Genomic DNA, 16552 nt, shown 5'->3' on the forward strand with positions numbered 1-16552 from the left:
ACCTCTAACGTAGTGCCTGACATATGGCTTCACCCACCTGTTGCGTGGTGGCGCTGCCTTTCATATCCGGCGTTTTCGGGCCACAGGCAATAACGTGCTCAATTGCCGCCAGAATACCGTCGTGGGCAGCCTTATAGTTGGCATCACCGTTGCCAAGGAAGTCCAGCATCATGGCGCCAGCCCAGATAGTGGCAATCGGGTTGGCGATGTTTTTTCCGTAAATATCGGGGGCCGAACCATGTACTGGCTCGAACAGGGACGGGAAGGTGCGTTCCGGGTTTAAGTTGGCAGAAGGCGCGATGCCAATCGTCCCGGTACAGGCCGGACCCAGATCGGAGAGGATGTCGCCGAACAGGTTGGAAGCAACCACAACGTCAAAACGCTCCGGCTGCATCACAAAGCGGGCGCACAGTATATCGATATGCTGTTTATCCCAACGGATTTCAGGAAAGTTAGCCGCCATTGCTTCAACACGCTCGTCCCAGTAAGGCATGCTGATGGCCAGACCATTGGATTTGGTCGCCGAGGTCAGGGTTTTGCGCGGGCGGTTTTGCGCCAGCTCGAAGGCGTAACGCAATATACGATCTACGCCGCGACGGGTGAAGACCGACTCCTGGATAACCACCTCGTGTTCCGTCCCTTCACTCACGCGTCCGCCGAGAGAAGAGTATTCTCCCTCGGTGTTCTCGCGTACGACGTAGAAATCAATGTCGCCTGGCTGCTTGCCCGCCAGTGGGCAAGGGACTCCCGGAAACAGGCGTACCGGACGCAGGTTGACGTACTGGTCGAATTCGCGGCGAAACTTAAGCAGCGAGCCCCATAAAGAGATGTGGTCCGGTACGGTGTCCGGCCAGCCAACGGCGCCAAAATAGATAGCATCAAAGGATTGCAACTGCTCATGCCAGTCATCCGGCATCATTTTACCGTGATGGGTGTAGTACTCGCAGCTCGCCCATTCCATTTGCTCAAAGCTGAGCGACAACCCCCAACGCTCGGCGGCTGCCTGTAACACATGAATACCTTCAGGCAGCACTTCTTTACCAATGCCATCTCCGGGGATAGCGGCAATACGACAGGTTTTCTTCATAGCAGCTCTCACTTGTACGCCATCAAAATTGACTTTCCCCTTATCCTATAATTGACTGATTAAGAGTTAATCCCCCTAACTGGTGAAACATAAAACACAGATCATGAATAATCTGCCGCTGCTAAATGATTTACGCGTCTTTATGCTGGTTGCCCGTCGGGCAGGATTTGCCGCCGTTGCCGAGGAACTGGGTGTATCACCGGCTTTTATCAGTAAGCGAGTAGCCCTGCTGGAGCAGACGCTGAACGTGGTGCTGCTGCACCGGACAACGCGGCGTGTAACCATCACGGAAGAGGGGGAGCGGATCTACGAATGGGCGCAGCGGATCCTGCAGGATGTCGATCAGATGATGGACGAGTTGTCTGATGCCAGGCAGATCCCGCAGGGGATGCTACGCATTATTAGTAGCTTTGGTTTTGGCCGTCGGGTGGTGGCTCCGGCGCTGTCTGCGCTGGCAAAAGCGTACCCGCAGTTAGAACTGAGGTTCGATGTTGAAGACCGCCTGGTGGATATGGTGAATGAGGGCGTCGATCTTGATATTCGTATCGGGGATGATATCGCGCCGAACCTGATTGCCCGCAAGCTGGCGACTAACTACCGTATTCTGTGCGCCTCGCCGGAATTTGTGGCGCAGCACGGGACGCCGAAGCAACTCAACGATCTCTCCACTTTTCCTTGTCTGGTTATCAAAGAGCGCGACCATCCGTTTGGTATCTGGCAAATGCGTAATAAAGAGGGCGCTCACTCAATTAAAGTTACGGGGCCTCTGTCGTCTAATCATGGCGAAGTGGTACATCAGTGGTGTCTTGATGGGCAGGGAATTGCCCTGCGTTCGTGGTGGGACGTTTGCGACAACATTGCCGGTGGACATCTGGTACACGTATTGCCCGAGTATTATCAACCAGCAAATATATGGGCGGTTTATGTTTCTCGGCTGGCGACGTCGGCAAAGATCCGTATTACGGTTGAGTATTTGCGCCGCTATTTTGCCGAAAACTATCCAAAGTTTACTTTGGAATAAATCCGCAACAGCTGGCAAGAAACTGAAAATAAAAAAGGCAGAATAATCTGCCTTTTTTGCAACTATAACTCACTGAGCAAAGCCGTTATTTAGACTCTTCAGCTTCAGGTAATGTCACGTTAAGTTCGAGGATAGAAATATCGCCGTCTTTTTGTTCAAGCTGTACGGTGACCATTTCGGGATCAATTTGTACATACTTGCAGATAACCTCGAGAATATCTTTCCTCAGTTGCGGTAAATAATGTGGCTCGGCGTCACTACGACGACGTTCCGCAACAATAATCTGCAGTCGCTCTTTAGCGATGTTCGCTGTGCTCTTTTTCCGCGAGAGAAAAAAATCCAGTAATGCCATAACTTATCCTCCGAACAGGCGTTTGAGGAAACCTTTCTTCTCTTCTTCAATGAAGCGGAAAGGACGTTCTTCTCCCAACAGACGGTCTACGGTATCAGCATAGGCTTTACCGGCATCAGCATTGATGTCGAGAATAACCGGCTCACCCTGGTTAGACGCGCGCAGGACTGACTGATCTTCAGGAATCACGCCAACCAGCTTGATTCGCAGAATTTCCAGTACGTCTTCCATGCTCAGCATGTCACCTTTATTTACGCGGCCAGGGTTGTAGCGCGTCAGCAACAAATGCTCTTTAATCGGATCTTCACCGTTTTCCGCACGACGAGATTTCGACGCCAGAATACCCAGAATACGGTCAGAGTCACGTACAGAGGAGACTTCCGGGTTAGTGGTGATAATCGCTTCATCGGCAAAATACAGGGCCATCAGCGCGCCGGTTTCAATACCCGCCGGGGAGTCGCAGACGATGAAATCGAATTCCATCGTTTTCAGGTCGTCCAGAACTTTCGCGACGCCTTCACGCGTCAGCGCGTCTTTATCGCGAGTCTGTGATGCCGGAAGAATAAAGAGATTTTCGGTACGCTTATCTTTGATTAACGCCTGATTTAACGACGCATCGCCCTGAATAACGTTGACGAAGTCGTAAACGACGCGGCGTTCACAACCCATAATCAGATCGAGGTTACGCAGGCCGATATCAAAATCAATAACGACAGTTTTCTTTCCCTTCTGGGCCAAACCTGTAGCGATGGCCGCGCTGGAGGTGGTTTTGCCAACGCCCCCTTTACCCGAAGTAACAACAATAATGCGTGCCATAGAAATTCCTTGTTAAAAAGGGATCAATTCAACGGTTGAACTGTCAAAGCGTTCTCTGCTAATTGCAGACGGGCCGCTTTGCCATAAAATTCTGCTGGGATTTTATCACTCAGCCAATAAACACCTGCGATAGACACCAGTTCTGCCGTCAGATGGGTACAAAAAATTTGCGCTTCACGATCGCCGCTTGCACCTGCCAGCGCACGGCCTCTCATCATTCCATAAACATGAATATTGCCATCAGCGATAAGCTCTGCGCCCGCACTGACGTGGCTTGTAACAATCAGATCACATTGTGGAGCATAAATGCGCTGACCGGAACGAACCGGCACATTTATTAATCGTGTTTTTGTGATGGGAGTAACGTTTTGCGGCGGAGCGACGGGAGCCGGGACCTCAACAGGCGCAGGACGAATAGCTTTTTCTTTACCTTCAGTCAGTAAAGGAAGACCCATTTCGTCGATTTCTGCCTTTAGTCTGGCGTCTTTGCATCCGCTAACGCCAATAATGCGCAATCCGGTAGACGCGACCACTTTCTGCAGCGCTGACCAGTTTACCGGGCTTTCAAGACCACTCACGTTAACCACCACGGGAGCATGTTTTAAAAAAGCCGGTGCCTGCGCGATTTTGTCTTCCAACGCCTGACGAATAACCTCGGGTTCTGCTTCATGTAAATGAACCACTGATAAGGTGAAGCTACTGCCTTTAAGCTCGATTGGCGTGTTTGACATCCTGGCCTTACTCAATTTGCTATTTATCATCCCCAGCGCGGGGTGATATTCCGAAGACTATAAGGCATGTTATAGTCAGTATTATATTGAGGCAAGCCACCATTCCGTGAATTCAGAGTAAAAGATATGTTTTGTGTGATCTACCGAAGCAGCAAACGTGACCAGACCTATTTATATGTCGAAAAAAAAGACGATTTCTCGCGCGTTCCTGAAGAACTGATGAGAGGATTTGGTCAGCCGACGCTGGCAATGATGTTACCGCTTGATGGGCGTAAAAAATTAGTTAATGCCGATCTTGAAAAAGTAAAACAGGCCCTGACTGAGCAGGGCTATTATTTACAAATACCCCCGCCGCCAGAAGATTTACTTAAACAGCATCTGGCAGCGGCAAAACAAAATACACCAGACGCTAAACGTTAAACTGCATCGGGCAGCAGCACGTTCCATCGATGCAGTACCTGAAATCTATGACTACGTTAGGGGAAAGTAATGTATCAACATCACAACTGGCATGGTGCTCTGCTGGATTATCCGGTGAGTAAGGTGGTTTGCGTAGGGAGTAACTATGCCAACCATATTAAAGAGATGGGTGGAACTACCCCGGAAGAACCGGTTCTGTTTATTAAACCGGAAACCGCGCTGTGCGATTTGCGCCAGCCGCTGGTGATCCCATCTGATATGGGGTCTGTCCACCATGAAGTTGAGCTGGCTGTGCTGATTGGCGCGACCCTGCGGCAAGCGACAGAAGATCATGTGCGCAAAGCCATTGCCGGTTATGGTGTCGCGCTGGATCTGACTCTGCGCGATATTCAGGGCAAAATGAAGAAGGCGGGGCAGCCATGGGAAAAAGCGAAGGGTTTTGATAACTCTTGCCCGCTGTCTGGATTTATTCCGGTGGCGGAGTTTAACGGCGACCCGCAGGATACGATGCTTGGATTAACGGTCAACGGTGAAACTCGCCAGCACGGCTCCACGGCGGACATGATCCATCACATCGTTCCCTTGATTGCTTATATGAGCCGTTTCTTTACCCTCAAAGCGGGCGATGTGGTGCTAACGGGAACGCCAGCAGGCGTGGGACCTTTAAGCAGCGGCGACGAACTGGCCATCAGTTTTCACGGTCAAACGCTAACAACCCGTGTACTGTAATCTCTGCTTGCCGCCTTTTCGGGCGGCAAAACTTGCATCAGCGTGCCAGACTGGTTATAAGGTGCAGCTTTATTGCAATAGCGGAAACCCTGATGAGCGACATACCTTTCTGGCAAAGTAAAACCCTTGATGAAATGACCGATGCCGAGTGGGAGTCATTATGTGACGGGTGCGGTCAATGCTGCCTGCATAAGCTGATGGATGAAGACACTGACGAAATCTACTTTACCAATGTCGCCTGTCGTCAGCTCAACATTAAAACCTGCCAGTGTCGTAATTACGAACGTCGATTCGAGTACGAGCCTGACTGCATCAAACTGACGCGTGATAATCTGCCGACTTTTGAATGGTTGCCTATGACCTGCGCCTATCGTCTGCTCGCAGAAGGAAAAGGGCTGCCGGAGTGGCACCCGTTGCTGACAGGATCAAAAGCGGCGATGCACGGTGAACGTATCTCCGTTCGTCATATTGCGGTGAAAGAATCGGAAGTGCGTGACTGGCAGGATCATATCCTGAACAAACCTTCATGGGCGGACTGACCCGCCCATCGATTAGCAGGCGTTAAGGGTTAAGACTTTTTCGCCTGATACATTTCATCGGAGTGGTTGTCATCTTCCACCCAGAAGTTAATGTTGAATTGCGCATCGTCGCTTAATTCAACGCGATGCCAGTACTGCGGTGGGCTGGTCGCGAACTGACCGGCATTAATCACCACTTTCACTTCAGGTTCTTTTGCGTCTTCATTGGCAAAGCCATAATACGTTACCGTACCTTCCATTACGCAGAGCTGTCCAAACACGCCTGCTGCGGTGTTATGGTGAGAAAGAAGTGCTGCCGGGACGTTGTCTTTGGTAAAGAAGGGAGTAGAGCGTTTTACTTTCCAGTTTGCCGGGATGCGTAAATGGGACATCAGACATCTCCTTGGTGTGGCATCTATAAGATGTATTTAATATGCATTTTATAGATGCCAGCAGGCAATGAATTTAAGGCAAAAAAAACGCTCCCGAAGGAGCGTCTCTGTTAGCGACCGAAGAGGTCACGTTTTTTCGGTTTAAACGGCTGTGCTATGACTACCAGCACGGCGACCACCAGGTAAGCGGCGAAGATCCCCAACAGCCACTGTGGCATTTCCAGGGTTAAAAAAGACCACTGGCGTTCAGCACAGTCACCGGATGCTAAAAACACCTGCGGCAGCCATTTGTCCAGCGGCAGCCAGCTCGGGAAGCGTGCTGCAAAATCACAGGTCATAAACGGTGATGGGTGCAACTGAATCATGGTGTGCTCATAAGCTAACTGCAGTCCGCGCCAGGCACTGTAAATCCAGATAATCATCGCCACATAGCGTAGTGGCGTTTTTGGTGCGATAGCCCCCACCAGCCCCGCGCCCATCACGCCAAATAATGCGCTACGTTCGTAAATACACAACACGCAAGGTTTTAGCAGCATGACGTGCTGGAACCACAGCGCGACAAGCTCCAGCGCAAAGGCGGTTAACGCCAACAATAACCATGCACCACGACCTCGGGAGCACTGGTTTAAAAATCGCAACATAATAATTTCCCTGCAACATGCGTAGAGAGCGCAGTTTAAACCAATTCAATTTATGCGCCACTAGCAGGAATTGAAAATTTGAGTAATCGGATAATTATCATGCAAAAAGTCAAACCGGGCAGTGATTTGCCCGGTAAATTGTTATGAAAGTGTAGCTAACCAGCCCGCCTGGGTCATCCACTCAGTCACCGGAACAAGCGTGAACTCGACGCAAAGCAGACCAACCAGCGTCAGGACGAGAGTATAAGGCAGAGCCATCCACACCATGCGGCCATAAGAGAGTCGAATCAATGGTGCCAGCGCGGAGGTCAGCAGGAACAGGAATGCCGCCTGGCCGTTTGGCGTAGCAACGGAAGGCAGGTTAGTCCCGGTATTGATCGCCACCGCTAACAGCTCAAATTGGTTAAGGCTGATGGTCCCATGTTCCAACGCGGCTTTGGCTTCGTTAATGTAGATGGTGCCGACAAACACGTTATCAGAGATAGAAGACAGCAGGCCGTTAAAGAGATAGAACAGCGTCAGTTGAGCATGTTCAGAGGACTGCAAAACAAACTGAATAATCGGTGAAAAGAGCTGTTGATCGATAATCACCGCAACGATAGAGAAGAACACGGTTAGCAGGGCAGTGAAAGGCAGCGACTCGGTAAACGCTTTACCAATCGCGTGTTCGTCAGTAACGCCGGTCAACGACGTGGCCAGGATAATGACGGACAGACCGATTAATCCGACTTCCGCCAGATGCAGGGCCAGGGCAACCACCAGCCAGATACCGATAATCGCCTGAACAATCAGTTTGATTTTTTCCTGACGAGTACGCTGCTGACGGCTTTGATCGTCAAACTGTTGCAGGACATCGCGGACGGTCTCCGGCAGCGTTTCGCCATAGCCAAACCAGCGCAATTTCTCAACCAGCATGCAGGTTAACAGGCCGCAAATCAGCACCGGGACGGTGACCGGCGACATGCGCAGGAAAAAGTCACCAAAATGCCAGCCAGCCGCTTTGGCGATAATCAGGTTTTGCGGTTCGCCGACCATAGTCATTACGCCGCCTAACGCCGTACCGACACCCGCATGCATCATCAGGCTGCGCAGAAAACCACGGAACTGCTCCAGTACGACCTTATTGTGCTGATCGATATGGCTATCATCGAGCATATTGTTGTCTTCCGTGCGGGAAGAGGCGAAGCGATGGTAAATACCATAAAAACCAACCGCTACGCTGATTACCACGGCAACAACGGTCAGCGCATCCAGGAATGCAGAAAGGAAGGCAGCGGCAACGCAAAATGCCAGCGACAGCAGCATCTTGGAGCGAATCGTAAGCAGTAGGCGGGTGAAAATAAACAGCAGCAACTGCTTCATAAAGTAGATGCCAGCCACCATAAACATCAGCAGCAATAGCACCTCAAGGTTAGCGGCAACCTCTTCACGCACATGTGTGGCGCTGGTCATGCCGATGATGACCGCCTCGATGGCTAGCAGCCCGCCTGGTAGCAGCGGGTAACATTTTAACGCCATCGCCAGCGTAAAAATGAACTCGGCCACCAACAGCCAGCCCGCAATAAAGGGATTGATGAAAAATATTACCGGGTTAACGACTAAGAATACGAGTAGTGCAAGTTTGTACCAGTCAGGTGATTGACCTAAAAAATTGCGCCACATAGCGCGGCCCCATGATAGCTCCATGGTGATTTCCCTACCTTTAAAAATGAAATCATGTTTTTATGTTTGACCGCAAAGCTTAGCGGGAGGAGGGAGTACAGGCAAGCTATTCACGCGACGGACAAGGCTGGCTGTGCTTCAGCGTAATCTGGAAAATGAAGCCTTGATCCACTTTTTCTTCATTGCGTCAGCTATCAGCCATGTAGCCCGTCTGGTATGATAACTGTAACTATGTTTTGCTGTGTAATGGAATTATCACTATGGTCATTAAGGCGCAAAGCCCGGCTGGGTTCGCGGAAGAGTACATCATTGAAAGTATCTGGAATAACCGCTTCCCACCTGGCACTATTTTGCCTGCTGAACGTGAACTCTCTGAACTGATTGGAGTGACACGTACCACGTTACGCGAGGTATTACAGCGTCTGGCGCGGGACGGCTGGTTGACCATTCAACACGGCAAGCCGACGAAGGTGAATAACTTCTGGGAAACCTCCGGGCTAAATATCCTTGAAACGCTGGCGCGTCTCGATCACGAGAGCGTGCCGCAGCTTATTGATAATCTGCTGTCCGTGCGTACCAACATCTCGACGATCTTTGTTCGTACCGCGTTTCGCCAGCATCCTGATAAAGCGCAGGAGGTTCTGGCAACGGCAAATCAGGTGGCCGACCATGCTGATGCGTTCGCCGATCTGGACTACAACATTTTCCGCGGTCTGGCATTTGCCTCTGGCAATCCGATTTACGGTTTGATCCTCAATGGAATGAAGGGATTATATACCCGCATTGGCCGCCATTATTTCGCCAATCCGGAAGCTCGCGCGCTGGCGCTGAGCTTTTACCGTAAGCTGTCAGAACTTTGTGATCAGGGTGCTCATGAGCAGGTATATGAAACGGTGCGTCGCTATGGTCACGACAGCGGCGAGATTTGGCATCGTATGCAGAAAAACCTGCCGGGCGATTTAGCTATTCAGGGGCGCTAATCGCACCTTATCCGGCCTACGAACTGCACGATTGTAGGCCGGATAAGACGTTTTCGCGTCGCCATCCGGCAATAAGATTTACAGACCGTTCATCCTCGGCGGGCAACGCTCCAGCAGTTCCACACTGCCGTCTTCATTCTGCTGCTCCAGCATTACGTCAAAACCCCAGAGCCGGTGCACATGCTTGAGCACCTCTTTGCGTCCTTTATCCAGCGGAGCGCGGTTATGCGGAATATAGCGCAAGGTGAGCGAGCGGTCGCCGCGCAGATCGACATTCCAGATTTGAATATTCGGCTCAAGGTTGCTCAGGTTATATTGCGACGACAGCCTGTTGCGGATCTCACGATATCCTTCCTCGTTGTGAATCGCGGAAATCTCCAGATAATTATGACGATCGTCATCCAGCACGGTGAACAGGCGGAAATCACGCATAACCTTCGGTGACAGGAACTGGCTGATAAAGCTCTCATCTTTGAAATCGCGCATCGCGAAATGCAGGGTTTCCAGCCAGTCAGAACCCGCTATATCCGGGAACCAGTATTTGTCCTCTTCGGTAGGCGACTGACAAATTCGTTTAATATCCTGGAACATGGCAAAACCCAGAGCATAGGGATTTATCCCGCTATACCACGGGCTGTTGTACGGCGGCTGGAACACCACGTTGGTATGGCTATGTAAAAACTCCAGCATAAACCGTTCGGTGACTTTACCTTCGTCATAAAGGTGATTAAGGATGGTGTAATGCCAGAAAGTGGCCCACCCTTCGTTCATCACCTGGGTCTGTTTCTGCGGATAAAAATACTGGCTGACCTTGCGCACAATGCGCAGCACTTCGCGTTGCCAGGATTCCAGCAGCGGGGCGTTCTTCTCCATGAAGTACAGAAGGTTCTCCTGCGGTTCAGAAGGATAACGTCGGGCTTCCGCAACGGTTTTCTCTTCCTCTTTCTTCGGCAGCGTACGCCACAACATATTTACCTGGCTTTGCAGATACTCTTCACGGCTTTTCTGTCGGGCTTTCTCTTCCTGTAGGGAGATTTTTTGCGGGCGTTTGTAACGATCCACGCCGTAGTTCATCAGCGCGTGACAGGAGTCGAGGAGCTTTTCGACTTCATCCACGCCGTAACGCTCTTCACACTGGGTAATATAGTTTCGCGCGAAGATCAGGTAATCGACGATGGAGCTGGCATCCGTCCAGCTACGGAACAAATAGTTGTTTTTAAAGAAGGAGTTATGTCCGTAGCAGGCATGCGCCATCACCAACGCCTGCATGGTGATGGTGTTCTCCTCCATCAAATACGCGATACACGGATTGGAGTTGATAACAATCTCATAGGCCAGCCCCTGCTGACCATGCTTATACAAACGCTCGGTTTCAATAAATTTTTTACCAAACGACCAGTGAGGATAGTTGATTGGCATCCCGACGCTGGAGTAAGCGTCCATCATTTGTTCGGAGGTGATCACCTCGATTTGGTGCGGGTAGGTATCCAGTCTGTAGAGTTTCGCCACGCGGTCTATTTCCGCCAGATAGACATCCAGCAGATCAAACGTCCAGTCGGGTCCATCGCTTAACCGTGTGCTGTCCTTGTTCATGGAATCAATCGTAGCCATTCGCGCACCCTCATTGTTGGCGGCACTCTCTGTCTGGAGTACCTCATTTCAAGCATAGATCATGGTGTTAAAAAACGTGCTGCGGCTGAATTTTTTTCTTTGCGATTTCTTGTTAGCGAGGCGTCGAAAAACGGTATGGCCGCAAAATTTTATGCTGGATAAAAATAACGCACAGCAGGAGATACCAAAGCAGGGAGTTCCCCGCCATCACCGCCATATGTGAGATAAGTCACCATAAAAAAGCCATATGTTGAATAATATTTTCAACTGAGTTATCAAGATGTAATTAGATGATTGTTCTTTTACTGTTAACGGAGTGGCTATGCGAGTTGTCATACTGGGAAGTGGTGTCGTTGGCGTGACCAGCGCCTGGTACTTAAGTCAGGCTGGACACGATGTCACCGTCATTGATCGTGAGCCCGGTCCGGCACTGGAAACCAGTGCGGCGAACGCGGGGCAAATCTCTCCAGGTTATGCAGCACCCTGGGCGGCGCCAGGCGTACCGCTTAAAGCAATTAAATGGATGTTTCAGCGCCATGCGCCGCTGGCCGTTCGCCTCGACGGGACGCAGTTCCAGTTGAAATGGATGTGGCAGATGCTACGCAACTGCGACACCAGCCATTACATGGAAAACAAGGGCCGGATGGTGCGACTGGCGGAATACAGCCGTGATTGCCTGAAAGCGCTACGCGCCTCTACCGGTATCGAGTACGAAGGACGCCAGGGCGGAACGTTACAACTGTTCCGTACCGCTCAACAGTATGAGAATGCGACCCGCGACATCGCCGTCCTTGAAGACGCAGGCGTGCCGTATCAGCTCCTGGAAGCAAGCCGTCTGGCGGAAGTTGAACCGGCGCTGGCGGAAGTGGCACACAAGCTGACCGGCGGTCTGCGTTTACCGAATGACGAAACGGGTGACTGCCAGCTGTTTACCCAGCGTCTGGCGCTGATGGCGGAGCAGGCGGGGGTGAAATTTCGCTTTAATACTCCGGTCGATAAGCTGTTGAGCGATGGTGAGCAGATTTATGGCGTTCAGTGTGGCGAGGAGATAGTCAAAGCCGATGCCTATGTAATGGCGTTCGGCTCGTACTCTACGGCGATGCTGAAGGGGATCGTTGATATTCCGGTCTATCCGCTCAAAGGCTATTCATTGACCATTCCGGTGGCGCAAGATGACGGCGCGCCGGTTTCAACGATCCTTGATGAAACCTACAAAATCGCCATTACCCGCTTTGATAATCGTATTCGCGTTGGCGGCATGGCGGAGATTGTCGGCTTCAATACGGAATTGCTGCAACCCCGTCGTGAGACGCTGGAGATGGTCGTCCGCGATCTCTTCCCACGCGGTGGGCATGTGGAGCAGGCAACCTTCTGGACCGGGCTGCGTCCGATGACGCCGGACGGTACGCCAGTGATCGGGCGAACGCGCTTTAAGAATCTACTGCTTAATACCGGCCACGGCACGCTGGGCTGGACCATGGCCTGCGGTTCGGGTCAGTTGCTGAGCGACATTCTGTCTGGCCGCACACCAGCCATTCCTTACGACGATCTGAGCGTGGCGCGTTACAGCCCGGGGTTTACCCCATCTCGTCCACGGCATTTACATGGCGCACATAACTGATAAGGACGTGAGATGACTCGCCCGATACTGGCCAGCATTGACCTGCAGGCGTTGAAACAAAACCTGACCATTACCCGCCAGGCCGCGCCGGACGCCCGCGTCTGGTCGGTGGTGAAAGCCAATGCCTACGGACACGGCATTGAACGTGTCTGGAATGCGCTGGGCACAACCGACGGTTTTGCCATGCTCAATCTTGAAGAAGCGATAACCCTGCGTGAGCGCGGGTGGAAAGGCCCGATACTCATGCTGGAGGGATTTTTCCACGCCGAAGACCTGATGGTGTATGACAAATATCGTCTAACCACCTGTGTACACAGTAACTGGCAATTAAAAGCGCTGCAGAATGCGCGCCTCAACGCGCCGCTGGATGTTTACCTGAAGGTGAACAGCGGCATGAACCGACTGGGTTTCTTACCGGAAAGAGTATCAACGGTCTGGCAACAGCTGCGGGCAATGCCCAACGTCGGTGAAATGACGCTGATGTCCCACTTTGCAGATGCGGAGCACCCGGAAGGTATTCAGGACGCCATGGCGCGGATTGCACAGGCGACAGAAGGGCTGGAGTGCAGACGGTCGCTGTCCAATTCGGCCGCCACGCTGTGGCACCCTGAAGCACATTATGACTGGGTGCGCCCGGGCATTATTTTGTATGGCGCATCACCTTCGGGACAGTGGCGGGACATCGCCAATACCGGCCTGAAACCGGTCATGACCCTGAGCAGCGAGATAATCGGCATACAGACGCTGAAAGCTGGAGATCGGGTGGGCTACGGGGGACGCTATACCGCCAGCGGCGAGCAGCGCATTGGCATTGTGGCGACCGGGTATGCAGACGGTTACCCGCGCCATGCGCCAAGCGGAACGCCGGTGCTGGTGGACGGCGTACGCACTACAACGGTGGGGACGGTCTCAATGGATATGCTGGCGGTAGATCTGACACCGTGTCCGCAGGCGGGGATCGGGACGCCGGTAGAGCTGTGGGGCAAAGAGATTAAAATTGACGATGTGGCCAGCGCAGCGGGTACGGTGGGCTACGAGTTGATGTGTTCTCTGGCGCTGCGCGTGCCGGTTGTGACGGTGTAACGTATCTAAAGCCGGATGTCGACGCTGATGCGTTTCATCCGGCTACACCGTTTATGCGACGCAGAGCGCAAACCGGGCAAAGCGCTGCCGCCGCCCGGCAAAAAGCATCAACGCGCCTCATCCTCATCTTCAGCAACGCGAACACCGACCTTCAGCACCGCATTATCTTCTTTCTCAGCAACCGTCCAGATCATGCCAGCAAATTCAACCTGGTCACCGACGACCGGCGCGGCGCCAAGCAGATGCTGGACAATTTCACCCAGCGTTTGCTGTTTATCACGATACTCTGTGCCATCTTCCAGGCCATATATCAGTGCCACATCGGCATATTTTGCGCTGGCCTCGAGAATAAAATCACCGAAGAAGCGCTGGTCTAACGATACCGGCGGCGACTGGCTAAACAGCTTGCCGAGAGCAGGGAGATCGCGCTCACGACCAATGACGCACAGAACATCGCCTTCACGCAGCCGCGTACTGCCGGATGGGTGAAACAGCACGTTGTCACGAAACAGGGCGGCAATTCGCGTCTCTTCCGGCATATGCAGGTCACGCAGTGCGGCTCCTACACACCACTTATCCGCGCTGAGCTGATAAACGAACTGCTCCCAGGGGTTTTCCGGATGAATATCCAGACCAATGCGCGAAACGGGCCAGCCGACGGGAGGAACCACCACTTTGGCTTTTTTGGCGGCCCAGGAAAGCGACGTTCCCTGAAACAGCAGCGAGATCAGAACCACGAAGAACGCGACGTTAAAGAACAGGCGCGCATTCTCCAGACCCGCCATCATTGGGAACACGGCGAGGATAATGGGGACTGCACCGCGCAGGCCCACCCAACTGATGAAAATGCGCTCGCGCAGATTGAAGCCACGAAACGGCAGCAGTCCGGCGAAGACCGACAGCGGACGGGCAATGAATATCATCCATGCAGACAAAATCAGCGCAGGGATCGCGATAGGCAGCAGGTCGGACGGCGTAACCAGCAGTCCCAGCACCAGGAACATGGCGATTTGCGCCAGCCAGGCCAGACCGTCGAAGTTTTGCAGAATGCCAAATCGGTTGCGGATGGGGCGATTACCCAGCAGGAAACCACACAGATAGACCGCCAGAATACCGCTGCCTTCCAGTGCAGTGGTCAGGGCAAAAATCAGGATCCCACCGCTTAAGGCCAGTAGCGGATAAAGCCCGGCAGGCAGTGAAATGCGGTTAATCATTTGCTGAAGCAGGTAGCCACCACCGAGACCCAGTATGATCCCTAAGCCGAACTGCTGGATAATATGCACTGCAAACATCCAGCTTAAACCGGTCTCGTGATTTTGAATCATGGCGATAAGCGTGATGGTTAAAAACACCGCCATCGGGTCATTACTCCCGGACTCAATTTCCAGCGTAGAGCCAACACGTTCGTTAAGCCCCTTGCCGCCAAGCAGGGAAAAAACCGCCGCGGCATCGGTTGAACCGACAATCGCGCCAATCAGGAGTCCTTCGATAAGATCCAGATGAAACAGCCACGCGGCCATCATGCCGGTGAGTCCGGAGGTAATCAGCACCCCGACGGTCGCCAGCGACAGCGCCGGGCCTAACGCGACACGAAATGAGCTGGCCTGGGTGCGCATCCCGCCGTCGAGCAGGATAACCGCCAGCGCCAGGTTACTCACCATATAGGCGAAAGGGTAGTTATCGAAAGGAATACCGCCCACGCCGTCGACTCCCGCTAACATACCGATAGCGAGAAATATCACCAGAATAGGGATACCAAGACGTGATGAGAATGAACTGAGTAAGATACTGCAGGTGACGAGTACGGAACCCAAAATAAAAAGGCTAATTATTGCTGCGGCATCCAACGTTCGGTTACTCCTGAATTACGCTGTTTCGTATATATAAACCCTAACATAATAACGACAGAAACAGCGTTTTACTTAGCCCTGTTAACCGCTTTTTTTACGATTTAAGTACCGGATGCCCACTTAAGGTGAGCTGAGCGCCGTTTTTATCATTTTTCAGTACCGCTCTTGCCCCTAACGGCAAGGTGACGGTGCGTTGTTCATGACCAAAATCGAGGCCGTCGATCAACGGAACCGATAACCTGGCGCGTAGAAAATCACAAACTGAGTCAAGACTGTAGCCCGCGTCGTAATCATTAGGTGCGCTGCCGCTAAAACTGCCGAGGATAATGGCGTTTTGTCGGGCCAGTATTCCTGCGTGATACAGTTGCAGCAGCATGCGTTCAATGCGAAAAGGATGCTCGTTAATGTCTTCCAGCACCAAAATGCCGTTTTCGATAGCGGGCATCCACGGCGTGCCCATCAGAGAAATGAGCATCGCCAGATTTCCGCCCCATAGCGTACCTTCGGTCGCACATGCCGGACCGTTACCTTGCCACTCGAGGGTAAATTGGGCATTGCGAACAGCCTGCCAGAAATGGTGCTCGGTAAATGCGTTCATCTCCTCGGCACCAAAGTTAGCCGCCAGCATCGGGCCGCTGAAGCTAATCACATTCCCCTGCGCCAGCAGACCACACTGGATTGCGGTAAAATCGCTGTGTCCGCACAGCAGCAGTGGGTTGTGTTGCTGACGGTTCGCCAGCGCCTGCCAGTCAATATCTGCCAGTAAACGGCTCGCGCCATAGCCGCCGCGTACTGCCATCACAATGGTATCGGGCGTGTTCAGATTTACGAGCGCGTTCACATCAGCAAGCCGTTCTGCTTCTGTACCCGCAAAACGCTGGCAACGGCGCGCAATGACCGCTGAATTGTCGACCTGATGACCGGCCTCAGTAAGACGCGCCAGCCCGCGTAAGGCAGCCTGCTGGTTGATACAGTAGCCCGACGGGGCAATTAAGTGAAACCGGGACATGGCATTTCCTTGCTACAACTAAAACCAAA

General features: G+C 52.4%; 17 protein-coding genes. 7 read left to right on the top strand and 10 right to left on the bottom strand.

Annotated features, from left to right (window positions below; genetic code table 11):
* Positions 1-4: 4 nt before the first annotated feature.
* On the bottom strand, positions 5-1087 hold the full coding sequence (locus tag HV237_RS10595; RefSeq protein WP_047358290.1) for a tartrate dehydrogenase: 1083 nt from the start codon (positions 1085-1087) through the stop codon (positions 5-7).
* Positions 1088-1190: 103 nt separating this feature from the next.
* Here HV237_RS10595 and HV237_RS10600 point away from each other — a divergent pair, with 103 nt between their 5' ends.
* The gene (locus HV237_RS10600; RefSeq protein ID WP_016153377.1) at positions 1191-2108 is read left to right on the top strand and encodes a LysR family transcriptional regulator; all 918 of its coding nucleotides are present in this window, start codon (positions 1191-1193) and stop codon (positions 2106-2108) included.
* Between the two features lie 85 nt (positions 2109-2193).
* On the opposite strand, the gene minE is transcribed toward HV237_RS10600, so the two are convergent.
* The 3 genes from minE to minC are packed head-to-tail and all read right to left on the bottom strand — an operon-like array spanning position 2194 to position 4007.
* Positions 2194-2460 (bottom strand): cell division topological specificity factor MinE, encoded by a 267-nt coding sequence (gene minE, locus HV237_RS10605; protein WP_001185666.1) that lies wholly within the window; start codon positions 2458-2460, stop codon positions 2194-2196.
* Positions 2461-2463: 3 nt separating this feature from the next.
* A complete protein-coding gene (gene minD / locus HV237_RS10610; RefSeq protein ID WP_003020956.1) occupies positions 2464-3276 on the bottom strand; it encodes a septum site-determining protein MinD in 813 nt (270 codons plus the stop codon).
* A gap of 23 nt (positions 3277-3299) precedes the next feature.
* On the bottom strand, positions 3300-4007 hold the full coding sequence (minC, locus tag HV237_RS10615; protein ID WP_016153376.1) for a septum site-determining protein MinC: 708 nt from the start codon (positions 4005-4007) through the stop codon (positions 3300-3302).
* A 126-nt stretch (positions 4008-4133) separates the two neighbouring features.
* Here minC and HV237_RS10620 point away from each other — a divergent pair, with 126 nt between their 5' ends.
* The 3 genes from HV237_RS10620 (at position 4134) to HV237_RS10630 (ending at position 5695) form a co-directional block, all read left to right on the top strand.
* The gene (locus HV237_RS10620; protein WP_016153375.1) at positions 4134-4427 is read left to right on the top strand and encodes a YcgL domain-containing protein; all 294 of its coding nucleotides are present in this window, start codon (positions 4134-4136) and stop codon (positions 4425-4427) included.
* Between the two features lie 69 nt (positions 4428-4496).
* Positions 4497-5156, top strand: coding sequence for a fumarylacetoacetate hydrolase family protein (locus HV237_RS10625; protein ID WP_016156786.1), 660 nt, complete (start codon positions 4497-4499; stop codon positions 5154-5156).
* Between the two features lie 92 nt (positions 5157-5248).
* Complete coding sequence (locus HV237_RS10630) at positions 5249-5695, top strand: YcgN family cysteine cluster protein (protein ID WP_016153373.1); 447 nt, start codon at positions 5249-5251, stop codon at positions 5693-5695.
* Positions 5696-5724: 29 nt separating this feature from the next.
* Here the strand turns inward: HV237_RS10630 and HV237_RS10635 are convergent, their stop codons facing one another.
* The 3 genes from HV237_RS10635 to nhaB all read right to left on the bottom strand — a co-directional run bounded on the left by HV237_RS10635 (position 5725) and on the right by nhaB (position 8393).
* Positions 5725-6066: a DUF1971 domain-containing protein gene (locus HV237_RS10635; protein ID WP_016153372.1), complete on the bottom strand. Its 342-nt coding sequence runs from the start codon at positions 6064-6066 to the stop codon at positions 5725-5727.
* Between the two features lie 110 nt (positions 6067-6176).
* Positions 6177-6707 (bottom strand): disulfide bond formation protein DsbB, encoded by a 531-nt coding sequence (gene dsbB, locus HV237_RS10640; protein WP_003844060.1) that lies wholly within the window; start codon positions 6705-6707, stop codon positions 6177-6179.
* Between the two features lie 141 nt (positions 6708-6848).
* A complete protein-coding gene (gene nhaB, locus HV237_RS10645; RefSeq protein WP_029139569.1) occupies positions 6849-8393 on the bottom strand; it encodes a Na(+)/H(+) antiporter NhaB in 1545 nt (514 codons plus the stop codon).
* A gap of 236 nt (positions 8394-8629) precedes the next feature.
* On the opposite strand from nhaB, the gene fadR reads away from it, so the two are divergent.
* On the top strand, positions 8630-9349 hold the full coding sequence (gene fadR, locus HV237_RS10650; RefSeq protein WP_016153370.1) for a fatty acid metabolism transcriptional regulator FadR: 720 nt from the start codon (positions 8630-8632) through the stop codon (positions 9347-9349).
* Between the two features lie 78 nt (positions 9350-9427).
* Here fadR and HV237_RS10655 read toward each other — a convergent pair whose 3' ends face one another.
* Positions 9428-10960, bottom strand: a complete 1533-nt coding sequence (locus HV237_RS10655; RefSeq protein WP_003833557.1) for a SpoVR family protein — start codon at positions 10958-10960, stop codon at positions 9428-9430.
* 322 nt (positions 10961-11282) lie between these two features.
* Between HV237_RS10655 and HV237_RS10660 the strand changes: the two genes are divergently transcribed.
* Both HV237_RS10660 and dadX read left to right on the top strand, forming a co-directional pair.
* On the top strand, positions 11283-12581 hold the full coding sequence (locus tag HV237_RS10660; protein ID WP_046275019.1) for a D-amino acid dehydrogenase: 1299 nt from the start codon (positions 11283-11285) through the stop codon (positions 12579-12581).
* Between the two features lie 12 nt (positions 12582-12593).
* Complete coding sequence (gene dadX, locus HV237_RS10665) at positions 12594-13664, top strand: catabolic alanine racemase DadX (RefSeq protein WP_046275018.1); 1071 nt, start codon at positions 12594-12596, stop codon at positions 13662-13664.
* A 107-nt stretch (positions 13665-13771) separates the two neighbouring features.
* Here the strand turns inward: dadX and HV237_RS10670 are convergent, their stop codons facing one another.
* A complete protein-coding gene (locus HV237_RS10670; protein WP_016153367.1) occupies positions 13772-15511 on the bottom strand; it encodes a potassium/proton antiporter in 1740 nt (579 codons plus the stop codon).
* A 97-nt stretch (positions 15512-15608) separates the two neighbouring features.
* Positions 15609-16523: a muramoyltetrapeptide carboxypeptidase gene (gene ldcA, locus HV237_RS10675; RefSeq protein WP_047358289.1), complete on the bottom strand. Its 915-nt coding sequence runs from the start codon at positions 16521-16523 to the stop codon at positions 15609-15611.
* Between the last annotated feature and the right edge of the window lie 29 nt (positions 16524-16552).

This window comes from Citrobacter sp. RHBSTW-00570 (genome assembly GCF_013739755.1).
GTDB lineage: Bacteria > Pseudomonadota > Gammaproteobacteria > Enterobacterales > Enterobacteriaceae > Citrobacter > Citrobacter braakii.